Below are 14,717 nucleotides of genomic sequence, written 5' to 3'. Positions count from 1 at the left end.
CGCTTCCTCGCTGGCAGAGGACAACATCACAGAATTCGAAACGGTGGTTCGCAAAGTTCTCTAGCCAATCAATACTCTGCATCTCGCCGTTGCCGGATGAACTACACCCCAACCTGACGTCAGACACTGGCTGAAATCACGTCAGGTTAGAGCCCGATGGCCTTTTCTTGGACACACTCTGGTGGGATTCTTAGAGTTCAACCTGACATGCCGAGGTTGGAGGCGCTTATGGGTGGTCAGAGAATCGGGTATGTGCGGGTCAGCACTCTCGACCAGAACGAACGGCGTCAGCTCGAGGGTGAAATTCTTGACCGTGTCTTCACGGATAAGGCCTCAGGGAGGGACGCGAACCGGCCCGAGCTGACCGAGTTGCTCCGCTTCGCCCGCGACGGCGACATCGTCGTCGTGCACAGCATGGACAGGCTGGCCAGGAACCTGGACGACCTTCGATCCCTCGTTCAGACGCTAACGCGAAAAGGCGTTCGAGTCGAGTTCGTCAAAGAGGGATTGGTTTTCACCGGTGAGGACTCCCCGATGGCCAACCTCATGCTTTCTGTGATGGGTGCCTTCGCTGAGTTTGAGCGGTCGCTGATCAGGGAACGTCAGCTCGAAGGCATCGCTTTGGCCAAACAGCGCGGGTCGTACCGTGGACGTAAGAAGTCACTGACTGTGGATAAGGCGGCAGAACTTGTTGGCCGGGCTGCCCTTGGGGTGCCGAAATCGGTCCTTGCCAAGGAATATGGAATCAGCCGGGAGACCGTCTACCAGTACCTTCGTCTCGCTCAAGCCCAGGAACAGAAGAGTGTCCTTACGTTACCCAAAACGCAATCAACTTGAAGCCGACAGGCAGAAATCGCCTACCGGCGTTGGTAAACAGTGAACTGATTTTTTCGAGACTCACAAGACTCACAGGGTGGGTGGTCGCTCACTCGGTGGGTGGCCTTGGGAATTGGCTTCGGCGGCCGTCTCGGAACAGCGGTAAGACTTAGTCGTCCAATTGCTTCTTTCTGGTTCTGAGCCCGACAGGTGACGGTGTCAGGCCGATTTTTTGGCTGTTGCGCCTTGGTGTGCGGCTTTGCCGGTGAGGGTGAGGGAACCGCTGTCGTTGTTGAAGGAGACGAGGCCGTCGGTGCGGAGTTGGGTGAGGGCTTGCTTGGTTTGGCCGCGGTCCCATCCCATGACGGTGCGGATCTCTGTCCAGGCGGGTCCGTGGCCTCGACGTTCCCAGGAGGTGCGGATCAAGATGGTGAGCTGGTCGACGATGGCCGGGGCGAGGTCTACGGGTGCGGTGGGTGCGTTGCGGCGCAGGTAGGCGTTTTTACGGGATTCGTAACGGGCGGCAACGTTCTTCATCGTGGGGACTTCGTTGTTCTTGACCATCGCGTCGGCGATGATCTGGAACTTGGACCCGGGCCGGTACCTGTCGACGAAGTCCGCCAGCTGGTTCACCCGGGCGTCGGTAATCCGTTCGGGTGGGACGAGACGTTCAAGCCACGCGCGGGCGTCCAGCTGCCGCTTGGCGAAGCTTTTTCGCTTCCAGGCGCCTTTGTTCATCGGTTTGGTCGTGCTCTTCGGCTGGGTTGTCTGCGCAGTAGCTTCCCCGTCGGCCATCTCCCCAGAGTACCGTTGCACGTTCCGGTATCCCGGTAACCCTTACAGCGACCGGCGTTACTGGTGGAGTCTGGGCCGAGAGCGACAGGTTGTGGTTCCTGACCAGAGACAGTATCCCCGGGTTATTCCTAGTCCGGCTGTTTTGCCTGCGGTTCGGCCCATTCGAGGGCAGCGACGAGGTGTCCTTCGTTGGGCAGGGCGAGTTTCTCGTCGGCGGGGAGCTTGTCGTAGGTGCAAGCAGCGACGGCCATGGGTGAGGTGGAACGGCCGAGGCTGTACCGGACGCTGCGGTCGTTCTTGGTGCCGCAAATGAGGATGCCGATGGTTTCGTTGTGGTGCTCAGTTGGGAGGTGACCTGCTCGAGCCTGAACGTCCCGAGGACCCAAGTCCACGGGTCAGTCCTTCTTGAGCCGGTTCACAGGGGGCAACTGGAGGTTGCTGGCTAGGATGCGCAGGGCGTCCATTGCCTGTGTCCGGTCCCCCGCTTCGAGCAGTTGCCAAGAGCGGTGGTCCGAAGTCCCCAGGGCTGTGTGCAGTGTGATGATGCGGGACCGGTCGCTGCCGCCCATCTCTTTCGCTGTCTCCAGTGGCTTTTTGATCGTGGCGCACAGCACGACGGCGTCATCCAAGTGGCGGTCCCTGTCTCGGGAGTCCTCCTTGTAGGCCGCGCCTTTGAGTACGAGTGCACCCAGGGCGTTGGGGATGCTGATAAGGACTGGCTCGCCGTCATCGACCTTAAGCCGACAGTTGACTGTCCGTTTCAGTGCTTGAGTGCCGCCGGATACCTGGAACGGCTTGCGGCCACCAATGGTCGGCACCTTGTTGTCGGGCATGTGGTCGGCGATCATAACGTCGATCTGTTGCTTGTCGCGGACAAAGCGGTGGGCGGGCGCCTCGTGGTCGATGGACTTTTGCAGGGTGTAGCCGAGCTTGGCGAGGACAGCCATGACCGACGTCGTCGTCGCTGCCCCGGTTTCGATATGCAGCACGATGTCCACATCAGCGGTCGGACGGGATACGGCCAGCCCGGCGGCCGCAGAGTGCAGCTGGACCATGAGTCCGCCCACCAGCGTCCACTGAGTCGACGGCAGTGCCCTGGCCAGTTCGACGCACTGCGGCCAGGGCGTGCCCCAGCCGCCCGGCGGAACTGGGACGTCCCAGACCTCGCGACCGTCGTCCTCGGCCACGTCGGCCAGCACGGGTTCAGACATGGAGCAGCTCCTCGATCACGCGCCGGCCGGCGCTTCGTTCACGGGTGGCAAGTGAACCCATGAGGTCCACCGCGACGGCGGCAACGGGTGCGCGTCCTCCGGCGAAGGGTTCCTCCAGCTCGACCTCGTGGATGACGGCGTTGCCCTCGGGATCCTCGACCAGCCCGAAGGAGTTGGCAAGGGCCCGGGCGTCGCCGGCCATGACGTAGCCTTCGGCGATGCCGCTGCCGCCGGTCATGCCGAACGTCTCTGCCGTGGTTTCATCCCGCATGGCCGTCGCTCCGCTAGCGATCAGGTAGTCGCTGAGGGCGAGCAGCGCATCGGGCGTGGCCCGGTAGCGGAAGGTGCAATCCTTGTTCCTCGCCAGAACGGAAACGGCGTTGGCGTCCAAAGTTTTGAGCCGCTTCTTTAACCGCGACTTCTCTGAGGCAGAGACCCAGGTGGGGTTCTGGCCGGACAGTATGGCCAGTGCGGCCCAGGCGATCCGAGCGGTCCAGGCACGGCCGCGCCGCGTGCCGGTGGCGGCCAATCGTTCGACGGAGCTGCGGTCGATTATGAGGGAATGGGCCGTCCGACCGCTGGTGGTGAGCTGGCCGGAGCGGAGCAGGTCATGAACCGATGCACGGGTGATACCGAGCCTCTCCGCCGCCTCCGTTACGGTGAGGCCGTTCAACGTGTTCATACACTAAACCATACGTTCGTGGGGATAAGTGTCAACGTAGACACTATTCCCCACAACCGTGGGGAATAGTGCAAAGTGTGGGGCAATGCGGTCAGGCCTCCCGGCCGGGCAGCTCGTAGTTCACTGAGACGGTGTCGAAGCCGGGCCAACGCAGACTAGCTGAGTTGTGTCGGTGGCCGGCGGTCGAGGAGTTTTCATCCGCTTTGATACCGCCCCCTTGTACACCTCGCTCAATCGGGTGTCTGAAAGCCTTCCGCATCGGAATCCAAGACCACTCCGCTCGTGCCACCTCCCATAACCGTGTTCTTACCGGGGAATCTATTGAGGCCGCCGCCGGCTCACAGGACCAGGGCTCAGGAGACGTCGTTCGGTGTTTCGGGAGTGACGCGTGCGAGCAGGGCCGTGTGGACTTGCTCAAGGGTTTCTGCTCGCGCCTCGGCGGTGGCTAGTTTCCGAGTTGCCTCTCCGGCGTTCATCGCGGCGGCTCGTTCGCTCTCGCGAGATTCCTCGAGCTGGCGGGTCACGGCGGCGAGTTGGCGTTCAAGTGCGTCCCGTTGCGCTTGTACCCGCGCCAGAGCATCGCTGTGGGCAGTTGCGGCGGCTTCCTTCTCTGCCGCTGCAAGGTCCAGGTCGGCGACGAGTTCGGCGATCTCCTGTTCCTTCTCCGACCGTTCCTGAGCCCAGGTCGTCTGGGCGGCAGTGTGTCGTTCGTTTGCGGCGGCGGATGCTTCGCTCCATATGGCACCGGCCAGCCGCGCGGCCTGTTCGAGCAGGGCTGGTGGCGTGGCAGCGACCTGCCCCCCGGCGACGCGTTTCTCCTCGTTCCATTCCTTCAGGAACCGGGTCGCGTCCGCGTTGGATACTCCGGCAGCGGCCCTGACGGTGGAGACCGTCGGTCGACGCTCCGCGCTGATCTCTTCCGCTGCCGCGTATACGCGGTCCTTCACGTTCATAACCATCGGTTTTTCTCCCAAAGGTAGTAGGAATAGTTTTGATACTACTACTACTACTCTCGAGGCTGCTGTTCATGGTGTAGGCGGATCTTCATCAACTACGCCTGGAGCATGGAAGTGGGAGGAACAGTAATTTTTGGGCAGTTGGGCAGCTTTGCTGTCTCTCGTGCGCGCGCAACCCGTTGCCGGGGCCGCTTTCCGATGCGGGAATTGGCGAAGCCCCGGTCAAATAGCGGTTGACCGAAGCTTCTATCGCATTATGCCCACTCAAAGCTGCAGGTTGGCTGTGAGGATACGCGGCCACCCCAGCGCGTCCTCACAGCCCCTGTACGCCGTCGTTGCCCGGTGACTAGATTTCGCGGCCCTGGTCCTGCTGGTTTTGGCGGGCTTGGGCCGCCGCGCGTTCAGCCTGCAGCTTAGCGGCGTCCTTCTGTTCGGCCGTTTCCTCGGTTTGTGGCTGTGCCTGTTGCTGTCCAGCGAGTCGTGCGGCGTTCCGTTCGGCTGTGATTTTCTCCAGCCGGCTGCGGAGCCGTGGCTTCTCGGTCTGCTCGGGCGTGATGGCGGCTGGTTCTTGAACGTTGACCCGCCGGTCTGCGTCTGTTGCACGCTGCGCGGGGGCTTCGGGGGCGTGGGTGTCTTTGGTGCGTTCGACCGCGTGCAGGGCTTCCCGTGTCCGGTCTTCTTCGGTGGTGTGTTCGGGCAGGGCGTGTGAGCGTTTGGAGACGGTCACTGCCTGGTCGTGGAGTTGTTGGCCGATCTCTTCGTTTCTGAACTGTTCTGGCACTGGTGTGGCCTCTGTTTCGGGAACGTTGTAGCGGGCGCGGAACATTTCGATGCTGGCCGCGGTGTCGCGCCATTGTTGGGCGGCGTCGGGGCGTGCCGGGACGGGGCCGAGTTTCTGTGCCCATTCCGGTGGTGTAGCAGCCAGGAGGTGGCCGCGTTCGTCGAACCGTGCGGCGAGGACTTCACGGCGGGCTGCGAGTTCTTCCTTCCATGGCTGGGGCAGGTACGGGCTTGTGGCGGCACGGGCGGGGGCGAGCCATTCCGGCAGCCGGTCCGGTGCCTGCACAGCCGCGTTGGGGCGTGGTGTGAGGGTGCGGAGGCGTTCCTCCGCGCGGGCGCGGGCGGCGATCGTTTCGTGGCCCCAGGCACGCTGAGTGCTTGCCCGGGCGGAGGGGTTGTGACCGTGGGCGCTGCGGGCGCCGCGTTCGGTGGTTTCGGTTGTGCGTTGGGATTCTTTGAGCTGCTGGGTGCGGATCCGGTGTTCTTCCTGGAGTGCGCGCAGCTGCTGGTGTGCGCGGCGGGCGGCCGCGGGGTCGTTGATGGATGAGGTTTCCCGTGCGGTGAAGCGGGTGGTGAAGATCCGGCGTTCCAGTTCGGCGTCGGTGAGGTTGCCGTGACGGCGGTTGGTCCAGTGGTCAGCTGGTTTGGGTCCGTGGACTGCGGCTGCTTCACGGGCGGCCCGGGCGCCGGCCTCGGCGTCGGTCCGGAGGGTGGCCAGCTGGGCATCGGTGAGTGACTGGAGGGGGCGTTCGCCTGCTTGGGCGATGAGTTCGGGGGCCTTGTCCATGATCTTTTCCACGCGCCAGGCGAGGACTGCGGAGAGGTCATCGGCGCTCTGGAATTCGCGTTGGCCGGCTGCGGTGCGCAGCAGCCCGGCGGTGTCCCACCCGTCGTGTTCGGCTTTGGCCAGGTGCGTGGCCACGGCTCCCCAGGACTCGGCGGTGATGAACTTCTCAGCGTCCGGTCCCAGGATTTCGCGGGCCAAGGCGGCCATGCGCAGGGTGTTGGCTTCGTCGTTGACGTAGCGGTACTGGTTGGCGAGGGTCAGGGGCGAGTTGATGCGTTCGTATTCGGTGGCCAGGGCTTCGTGAGCGGAGGTTTCCTGGGTGTGGTTTCCTGCGATGGCGGCCAGGACACTGTCCCGGTCCTGGCCTTCTTCGACGGCGACGAATAGTACGTTCTCGTCCCGGCCACGTGTTGCGGCGACGTAGGCGTTCTCGCGGGTGGTGGAGGCATCAAGGATGGGGATACCGGCGTCGCGGGTCATGCCTTGGGCGCGGTGGGTGGTCAGGGCGTAGCCGAGGTGCACGTGCCCGGCGACGTACGCGGCGGGCAGCCGGATCGTGCCTCCGTGCTCGAGGTGCGCCACTGACAGGGCCCCGTCCTCGTGGGCTTCTTCGACGGTCCAGAGGTCACCGTTCTTGACGATGTCCCTGCCCCTTTTGACCTTCAGGCCGGTGTCGTTCAGGCGGGTCACGACGTGGTCCCCGGCCCAGGCGTGGGAGCCGTCGCGCAGCTGCACGGATGCCCCGGCGCCGGCGACCTGGCCGGTTTCGATCCGGTAAGCCTGGGCGCGTTCGGAGAGGCGTTGGGAGCTTTCGTTGGTCGGTGCCATCATCACCGCGGCGTCGCCCCGGTTCAGCCGGTCCTGCCACAAACCGAACGCCAGCCCTTCGACGGTGTCGATGCTTCCGGCCTGGACCCGGCCGTTGTTCTTGTACCAGGCGAACGGGTCAGTCTCGTGTACGGTGGGGGTGCGCAGGAGCAGGGATGCTTCTGCTTCTTCGGGGCTGTGGAACCGGTGGATGGTCTCCAGTTCCGTCGCCCCGACTTCGTTGATCAGCAACCGCAGCGCCCCGCCGGCCTGGACGGCGGAGAGCTGCCTGTCATCCCCGATGAGGCGGACCAGTCCCCCGCCGGCTTCCACGGCCCGGACGACGTCGGCGAGTTTACCGGTGCCCTGCATCCCGGCCTCATCAACGATCACGAGGGTGCCCGGGGTGATGGTGAACGCCTTGCTGGAACTGGTCAGGAACTTGTCCGTTGTCGCGGCGGTGATGCCCAGCTGCTCGCCCAGGTTCGCTGCCGCCACGGCCGATGGGGCGAGGCCGATGACCCTGCCCCCGGCGTGGGTGACAGCGGCCCGGACCAAGCCCATGGAAGAAGATTTGCCGGTACCGGCGGCGCCGATCCCGACGGCCAACAGCTTTGATGAGGTCGCGAATTGCCGGGCCAGTTCGATCTGCCCGGGATCCAGCGGGTGGGACTTCTCCCCGGTGGCCACGGCCAGGTTGTACGCCTGAACGGCGGCGGTGAAGTCCTGCATGGACGCTGCCGGGATGACATCCCGTGTGCCTGCCCGCAGCAGCAGGTTTTCGTCTTCGAGGATCTTCGTGGACGTGTACCGGGTGTCGGTGCGGTGGTTGAAGTCCGCCGTTCCGGCGTTCCGAATGAGGGCTTCGAACCGGCCGTGGACCTGGTCCGGGGTGATCCGGACCGAGACGGTGGCCAGGCTGTGGGAGACCAAGTGTTCGATGGTTCCGGCCGGGACCGGCCCGTGGGCGACGGCGTGTTCGCGGGCCCACCGGTTCGCTTCGGCCATGACGTTCTGCGCCGTCCAGGTGGAGCGTTTGTCCGAAACGGCGGCGACGATCTGACGGGCGGTCGCGTCAATATCAATCCCCGTCACGGCGGGCCGGCGGGCCCGGGACCGGGCACCGGTGATGCGTTTGAGGTCCTTCTCGGTGTACAGGGCCGCGGCTTCCTGCCGCCACGCTTTCCCTTGTTCGGCGAGGGTTTTGGGTTTGTCTTTGTCGGGCCGGGTGTCCAGTGTCGCGGCCTGGGCGAGTTTGACCAGGGCGGCCTGGTCGGGGCTGTGGCCGTGCTGCTCTTCGTAGGCCTGGCGCAGTTCGGTCAGGCTCGACCGGATGCCGGCGCTGCGTTTGGAAAACAGTGTTGTCAGTTCCCTGGGGATGGAGGCGACTTCCATGACGGGCTGCTTGGACCCGTTCACGGTGCGGGCTTCGAACCGGACACCGTGGTCTTCGAGGTAGGCCTGGATTTGGGTGTTGTAGTGCTCCGAGACGGCCACCGCTGAGCGGTGCAGGAGCTTACCGTCGATGCTCTTCCAGTTCCCCTGCAGGTCCTGGACCTTGTTGGAGACCACGAGGTGAGTGTGCAGGTTCGGATCCCCGAGACGGGAATCGTGGTGCCGGAACGCCGTGGCCGTGAGACCGCCTTTGATGGAGGTCTGGGCGATGCCGTTGGTCCCCAGACGGGTCGCGAGGGCGTGGGTTTCCAGGTACTCCACGGACTGCTTCAACGCTGCTTGGTGGGCTTCTTCCACCAGACGGCGGGTGTCGGCGTCCCCGAGGGCCCACAACACAGAGATGCTTTTGACGGGGGTGAAGGTCAGGTCGTATCCGGCCACGGCGTTCTGTTGGGGACGCAGCTGCGCGGTGATGTACTTGCCCAGTTCTTCCTTGGACCCGGGTGGGCGTCCGTGTCCTTCACGGAACATCACAGCCCCTGCGGTGGCCCGGATGCGGTGCCTTTCCGCGGCGGTGGGTTTGCGGCCCTGCATGCGTTCGAAGTCGCTCTCACGGACCCGGATGGCCTTCGCCAGGGTGTTGTCTTTGGGGCTGTAGTCGTAGTAGCGGCGGCCCAGTTTCGCCTCCGCCTGCGCGGCTTTCTCCGCCTTCTTAGCAGGCAACCCGTCGGCGAGTTTGGCTGCGAGGATGGCTTCGTATTCGGGGTGCCGGCCCTGCCCGAACAGGTTGGCCATCTGGGCTTCCGTGACGTTCCCGGACACGCCGAGTGCTTCGGCTCCACGTCCCAGCCACTGGCCCGGCGGGAGTCCCTGGGTGGTGTAGTAGTCGCCCAGTTGGCGGTCGCCTGAGCGCAGTTCATCACCGCTGGCCGTCTCCTGCGTGTAGTACAGGTACCCGGTGCCAGCACTGAGAACGTGCAGCGACATCATGACCCCGATTCTAACGGGATCGGCCTCGTTTATTCGGAATGCAAGAGGTGTGACTGAATTTGGCGTTTTGAGCGTGATGCGAGCTGGCGAGTATCGGTTCGAAAAGGGCCGGATTCGGGTCCATCAGGTTTGATGCGAGTATCCACATGAAAAGCGCAGCTTTGATTGTTGATACTCGCTGGCAGGGGTTATGCACAGCCCTGCCAGCGCCTGAGGTTCGATGCCTGCCCTGGGCACGCTGTGTGTAACCCCTGCCAGCGCCCGCCGTCCGACCGCAGCGCCCCGCCGGCCGCACCGGATTGAACACGGGTGGGGTTCTAACCGTTAGGTTTCCGGGTGGCCCGGGGCCTTCTGCAAGAATGGGGACCGGGCACAAGTGACCGACCACACCGAAGGGGGCCGTGATGGCTGGCAAGACACGCAACACGATGATCGTTCAGGCGCGCCGGAAGACCGAAGAGTTGGCCGCGAAACGGCGCGAACGGGAAGCGACGCTGCAGTCGTTGGCGACCGACTACCACGCGGCCACGATGATGGCCGAAGCCGGTGTTGAAGAAGCCGAACGTCAAGCGGCCGAGCTGATCGCCACGGCGAAGAAGAACGCGGCCGCAGCCATGGACGACGCGAAAGAGACGGTCCGGAAGATGCTCGCCACCGGCGAGACCAGGCAGGGCATTGCAGAGCTGCTGGACGTCAGCGTTTCCTACGTCCGAAGCATCGACGTGGCCACACCAAAGAAGGCCAAGGCCGGCGCCGGTACTGGGACTGTCGAGGCGCAGGATTCAGAAGAGCGTGGGAGCGTCGGGGTCGTGTCCGGACATGAGGGGTCGGATCACTGATTCCTCCCACCCGTGTGCTTTGAGCGCATCACGGAGTTGCCGCGACCGGGCGGTGAAGTTCACGCGGCCGACGCCACGCCAACGCCACGAATGGGCGTTGGCGTGGCGTCTCTTTTGTGACCGGTCCATCAAGTTCTCGACCTGCGTTCCCGGGAACAGGTGACTGTCCCTTCCCCCGGTGGCCCGGACGCACAGTGGAATGTCGCAGGAGTGCAGGAGCTTAATGTCCGGGTGCAGCTGCTCACCGGTCAGCAGCAAGTGCGCTAAGCGCTGGGGACGGACGGCTTGTTGGCCTGTCGGGGTTTTGATCCAGAACCGGCCATAGCCGTCATCACCGACCGCGCCGGTCCACAGCCAGCAATCATTCTCCCGCGGTCCTTTGATGACCTTGGACCAGAACCGGGCCTCGTCCCGCGTCACGGACAGTGCCTGGTTCACCAGCGACGCCAGCGGCGTTCCAAACAGTTCGCGGCGACGAAGAACGCGACCATCAACAGTGCCGGCGGCGCTGCCTGGAGCAGGCTCTGGCCGAGCCAGGCCACCACAGCGGTGATCAGAGCGAAGACGCCGGCGCCCTTGCAGAGGAAGATCAGGACGCCTTGGCTGGCGGCCACTGGATGCGTGAGCGCGTAGATGACCCAACCGCCCAGGGCAACAGCGGCGAACGTCGCGAGGAAGATCAGAACGACGGCCATGGTGATCCCCTCACGATGGACTGATGGCAGGTGGTGGTCATTGCCGGTCCTCCCTCGCAGCGGTTTCTGCCCTGGTGCGCCTGCCTGGGCGGATGCCGCCGGCTTTCACGCCCTCCCACGGCTTGCCGCCGTTGTACTTCCGCTGGGCACGCCGCAGTTCCCGTTGCACGGCGGCTTCGACGAAGTCATTCGCCGAACCATAACCCTCCAGCACACCAACGTGCCTCACGACGGCGCGGATCTGTTCCGCGTCGTCCTGGGTGAACTTGGCGCTGATGGAATTGTCATCCCGTTTAGCCTGCTGCACGGTCCTCCCCTGCTCGACGATGGCCCCGGTCAATGGCTGCTGTCTGGAACCGCAGCGACACAGCAACGTCTTCCACAACCAGCTCCTCAACTGTCCTGCTGCGACCGTCCTTGCCCTCGAAGGTGCGGGACTTGATCCTGCCAACAGCAATGACCCTGGAACCCTTGGTCAGGGATGCGGAAGCGTGGCGGCCGGTGTCGTTCCAGGCACTGGCCCGCAGGAACACCGTCTTGCCGTCCTTCCACTGCTGGGTGGTCTCGTCGAAGACCCGGGGCGTGGAAGCGATGGTGAAGTTCGCAACCACCGATCCCGAACCCAACTCTTTCAGCCGGGGGTCAGCGACGAGGTTCCCGATCACGGTGACCGACTCCCCCGCCCGAGTACCAGCACCTGATGCCGGTGCTTCCGTGGGCTCGGCCGCGGCCTCCGGCTCGTCCTGGGTTTCATCCGCGTAGACGTCGCCGCTGCCTTCCTCGCCCGGAAGGTCGTGCGTGGCGGGGGTGTCGGTGAAGGGATATCCGAGGGCGGTGCCCACCGGCCAGTCCGGAAGACCCGGCATCACCGGCGCATCACCGGCCGGGGCGGTGCCGTAGTCCTCACCGGCGGCGGCATCGTTGTAGGGGTCGGTGACGGGTACGTTGATCCTGGCCGAGGGGTTGGCGATCCGGCCGAACTCCTCGAGGTCGTCTTGCCGGCGCCCACTGAGCCGGAACCGTTCCTCAGCCTCCCAAGCCTTGAAGGCTTCTGTGCTGGTCACGGTGATCACGCTGCCTTGCGGCGCAGTGCCGCCTGGGTGAGCTTGTCCATACGGATCCCGGACCAGTGATCGGTCCCGTCAGCACTGACCACCACGGGCGCCTCACTGTAACCAAGGTCTTCGCTGATGAACTCCAACGCTGCCGGCACTTTGGTGATGTCCACCGCGGTGTAGTTGATGCCTTTGCGGTCGAAGTACGCCATGGTCTTGTCGCAGTTCGGGCAACCAGGCTTGGTGTAGACCGTGTATTCAGGGGTTGAAGAAGAAGTCATTGTCAGTCCTACGTTTCGTATCAGTTCTGGTTTCGTTCGTCTGGTCGACTTGATACCTCAATTCTACCGTTTATTCAGGTAGATAAACAGTGCTTTTGCCCCTAGAAATAAGGGTTTGTGGCTGCTTCTTTACTGCCCGTAAAGTACGCACAGCAGGTGGTTTGTTTGGTCATCGCTGGCAGTAGTCCGGCGGTGCTCCCCCGGCTGTTTGAAGAGCCTGCATGGCCCGGTGGTTCCTGTGCCCGTATGGGATTAGCCCAGGTTCCAGTGTGTGGTCACTGCTGGAAGAAGCCTGTTCCCGAGCGTGTGGCGGGCCGGCGGCTGGTTGTGTTGGCCCATGGGGAAAGTGCCGTGTGTTTCGTCTTGGTGCGGCGCTGGCGGCAGGTGGGTGTGGATGTTCCGGCTGATGGTGGGGGTTTAAAGGGTGAAGGGCCGGCACTTTGGAAGTGCTGGCCCTTCATATTTTCCCTCTGCAAAAGGAAATCTGTGGTCCAGTCTACCGGACCTCGGCGTTGCCCGGACGGGGATCGCGCGTCCGGCGGCCGTATGATCGACCCCAGAAGAAGATGCCGATGACGAAGGCGATGCCGCCAACGATCAGTCCTCCGAAAAGGCCCTTGCTTCCCAACACGATCAAGCCCGCGAGAGGGACCGCGATCGCCGTAGCGAAAGCGAGATCAACACCTGCAGGATTCCATACCGTACCGAGGGGTTTTCTGCGGATGAGTACGGCAAGTACGAGGTAGGTGAAGACAATGACGCCGTTCATCAGGATCATGGCCGGCAGTGACAGGTCAAGGGCACCGTCGACGCCGTTCAGGAAGCCCGTGAAAGGGTTCTCCGGGATGGGTGGCTTGGTCATGGATACTCCTGTCGTGGATGCGTTCCCCAGACTAACTGGGGACTCGGACAAAGTTGCGTGGTGTATCTCGCTCGGGCTGGTGGCGCGGCACCAAGGGGATGGTGCACGCGGTGGCGCCGATTGGCGGTCCGCCGCTGGTGAGTAGCTCCTGTGGTTCGCCCTGGGCGGCGGACCGCCCGGCGTGTGGGAGGTTCCCGGCCCTGCTCGTGGTGAGTGGCCGGGGGCCTTGCCGGGCGGTGGTTTCCGCCCGGCAAGGAGTTTGTTTACGCTGCGTCGAGTTCTTCGGCGTCGTTCGTCTCGTCGGCAGGGTTCCCGCTGTCGATGATCAAGGCCTCAACCTCCGAGGGCGTGTATCCCCACAGCACTAGTTGGTTCAGGTAGTCCCGGTGGGATTGGAAGGGGTTCCGCCATGAGTCCTTGGCGATCGTCTTTTCATATCCGGCGCAGACGAGCGCGATGAGGGATACCTCGGGCCGGGTCGTGGTTTTGGCGACGTGGTCCCGCAGCGGGTTCCATGCCCAGCTCTTTTCCCCGGTGACCTTGGCTCCGGCCATGTCGGCGGCGACCTCGCCGTCGTAGCCGCTGGCCGTTTCGGGGTGGTGGGTGAGAGCGTGGACGGTGAAGTACTGCCAGCCCTTCGGCGGCTGCTTCTTTGCCAGCATGGTCTTGACGAACTCACGGCGCACACTCGTCGCCGCAGTCATCTTCTTGTTGTTCTCGATCAGGGTTTTCCGTTCGGCCTTCTGTTCCTCGGTCATCGGTCGTTTGTTCGCCGAGGAGGAGCTGTACCGGTCTTTGAAACCGGCGTTCTTCCATCCAACGATCACCGGGACGGTGGTGCATTCGCCCCGGTAGTCCTGGGTGATGTAGACGGCGTTCGCGTCGTCCTCGGTGGCCGGTTCCCCATCGGGTCGGTTTAGGTAGCTGACACGGGCTGTTTCGTAGTCATCGTAGGCGGGCTGCTCCACGAGGGTGACCCCTCCCGCTTGGATCTCGGCGGTGAACGCCGCCAATGCGGCGGCTCGTTCGCGGTCGTCCCGCAGTTGCTGGGCGACGTGGAACAACTGGTCCGGCTCGTCCTGGATCACGGACTCGAGCTCTTGGGTCGCTTCCTCGTCCCCTTCGAACTCGGCCATCAGGAGAGCTTCCTCGATGGTGAGGCCCTTGCCGAGGGCCGCGGTTCCGGCGTCCGATGCTTTGGCTTTCAGTGCTCCCTCGACGGTGGCTTTGGTGCGACCGGTCTTCTTCGCGATTGCGGCGGCGGAGACGCCGATCAGGGAAAGCTGGTGGTAAGCGTCAGCTTCGTCCGCTTCGGTCAATTCGGCGCGTTGGATGTTCTCCACGACCTGCGTGACGATCCGCTCGGCTTCCTCCGGGCTGCTGATGATCATGACCGGGATCAGGGGCTGCTGCGCTTCGATGGCTCCGAGGGTACGGCGCTGGCCCATCAGCACGTGCACGGTACCGTCCTCTTTCCGGTGCGCGATGACCGGTTCCATGACACCGTGTTCTTTGATGCTGGCGATGAAGTCCGGGGTCAGGGCTGCGTCTTTGCGGACGTTGATGTCCACCGTCAGGGTGGTGGGGTCGAGCATTTCGAGCGTGGGTGCTGCGTTCATGGTTGTGTGTCCTTTGCAGAGGATTGGGTGAGGGAGAGGTGTGACCCGGCCAGCTGCTTGGGTTCCTCCCCCGTTGTTTTTTGGTTGCTGGCAAGCTTGCTTGCTCGGCGGCCGATGGAGCCCTGTCTACCCATCGGGCAAGGGGAC

At 63.8% G+C, this 14,717-nt stretch carries 15 protein-coding genes; 2 read left to right on the top strand and 13 right to left on the bottom strand.

Annotation, left to right across the window (positions count from 1 at the left end; genetic code table 11):
- Positions 1–228 precede the first annotated feature (228 nt).
- Entirely contained in the window at positions 229–837 is a 609-nt protein-coding gene (locus tag KSW38_RS23170; RefSeq protein WP_216927756.1) for a recombinase family protein, read from the top strand.
- Between the two features lie 198 nt (positions 838–1,035).
- Here the strand turns inward: KSW38_RS23170 and KSW38_RS23165 are convergent, their stop codons facing one another.
- The 6 genes from KSW38_RS23165 to mobF form a co-directional block, all read right to left on the bottom strand.
- Positions 1,036–1,611, bottom strand: coding sequence for a hypothetical protein (locus tag KSW38_RS23165; protein WP_216927728.1), 576 nt, complete (start codon positions 1,609–1,611; stop codon positions 1,036–1,038).
- Positions 1,612–1,739: 128 nt separating this feature from the next.
- Positions 1,740–2,003 (bottom strand): hypothetical protein, encoded by a 264-nt coding sequence (locus KSW38_RS23160; protein ID WP_308169475.1) that lies wholly within the window; start codon positions 2,001–2,003, stop codon positions 1,740–1,742.
- Between the two features lie 3 nt (positions 2,004–2,006).
- Entirely contained in the window at positions 2,007–2,822 is an 816-nt protein-coding gene (locus KSW38_RS23155) for a hypothetical protein (RefSeq protein WP_216927726.1), read from the bottom strand.
- The gene (locus KSW38_RS23150; protein ID WP_216927724.1) at positions 2,815–3,504 is read right to left on the bottom strand and encodes a helix-turn-helix domain-containing protein; all 690 of its coding nucleotides are present in this window, start codon (positions 3,502–3,504) and stop codon (positions 2,815–2,817) included. The genes KSW38_RS23155 and KSW38_RS23150 overlap by 8 nt, the downstream gene beginning before the upstream one ends.
- 353 nt (positions 3,505–3,857) lie before the next feature.
- Entirely contained in the window at positions 3,858–4,463 is a 606-nt protein-coding gene (locus KSW38_RS23145; RefSeq protein WP_216927716.1) for a DNA-binding protein, read from the bottom strand.
- A 343-nt stretch (positions 4,464–4,806) separates the two neighbouring features.
- Positions 4,807–9,219, bottom strand: coding sequence for a MobF family relaxase (gene mobF / locus KSW38_RS23140; RefSeq protein ID WP_216927707.1), 4,413 nt, complete (start codon positions 9,217–9,219; stop codon positions 4,807–4,809).
- Between the two features lie 404 nt (positions 9,220–9,623).
- On the opposite strand from mobF, the gene KSW38_RS23135 reads away from it, so the two are divergent.
- Entirely contained in the window at positions 9,624–10,058 is a 435-nt protein-coding gene (locus KSW38_RS23135; RefSeq protein ID WP_216927705.1) for a hypothetical protein, read from the top strand.
- On the opposite strand, the gene KSW38_RS23130 is transcribed toward KSW38_RS23135, so the two are convergent.
- From KSW38_RS23130 to KSW38_RS23100, 7 genes are all read right to left on the bottom strand, one after another.
- Positions 10,002–10,496 (bottom strand): hypothetical protein, encoded by a 495-nt coding sequence (locus tag KSW38_RS23130; protein ID WP_308169474.1) that lies wholly within the window; start codon positions 10,494–10,496, stop codon positions 10,002–10,004. The genes KSW38_RS23135 and KSW38_RS23130 overlap by 57 nt on opposite strands.
- Positions 10,493–10,753, bottom strand: a complete 261-nt coding sequence (locus tag KSW38_RS23125) for a chemotaxis protein (RefSeq protein ID WP_216927697.1) — start codon at positions 10,751–10,753, stop codon at positions 10,493–10,495. The genes KSW38_RS23130 and KSW38_RS23125 overlap by 4 nt, the downstream gene beginning before the upstream one ends.
- A gap of 37 nt (positions 10,754–10,790) precedes the next feature.
- On the bottom strand, positions 10,791–11,060 hold the full coding sequence (locus tag KSW38_RS23120; RefSeq protein ID WP_308169473.1) for a ParB family protein: 270 nt from the start codon (positions 11,058–11,060) through the stop codon (positions 10,791–10,793).
- Positions 11,047–11,817, bottom strand: coding sequence for a single-stranded DNA-binding protein (gene ssb, locus KSW38_RS23115; RefSeq protein ID WP_216927695.1), 771 nt, complete (start codon positions 11,815–11,817; stop codon positions 11,047–11,049). Before ssb ends, KSW38_RS23120 begins: the two co-directional genes overlap by 14 nt.
- Positions 11,818–11,822: 5 nt before the next feature.
- Positions 11,823–12,089, bottom strand: coding sequence for a glutaredoxin family protein (locus KSW38_RS23110; RefSeq protein WP_216927693.1), 267 nt, complete (start codon positions 12,087–12,089; stop codon positions 11,823–11,825).
- Between the two features lie 496 nt (positions 12,090–12,585).
- Complete coding sequence (locus KSW38_RS23105; protein ID WP_216927691.1) at positions 12,586–12,951, bottom strand: hypothetical protein; 366 nt, start codon at positions 12,949–12,951, stop codon at positions 12,586–12,588.
- Between the two features lie 263 nt (positions 12,952–13,214).
- Entirely contained in the window at positions 13,215–14,570 is a 1,356-nt protein-coding gene (locus tag KSW38_RS23100; RefSeq protein ID WP_216927689.1) for a ParB/RepB/Spo0J family partition protein, read from the bottom strand.
- Positions 14,571–14,717: the final 147 nt, after the last annotated feature.

It is taken from the genome of Paenarthrobacter aromaticivorans (assembly GCF_019038615.1).
GTDB lineage: Bacteria > Actinomycetota > Actinomycetes > Actinomycetales > Micrococcaceae > Arthrobacter > Arthrobacter aromaticivorans.
The sequence above is the reverse complement of the archived record's forward strand: the minus strand, read 5'-3'. Positions and strand labels throughout refer to the sequence as shown.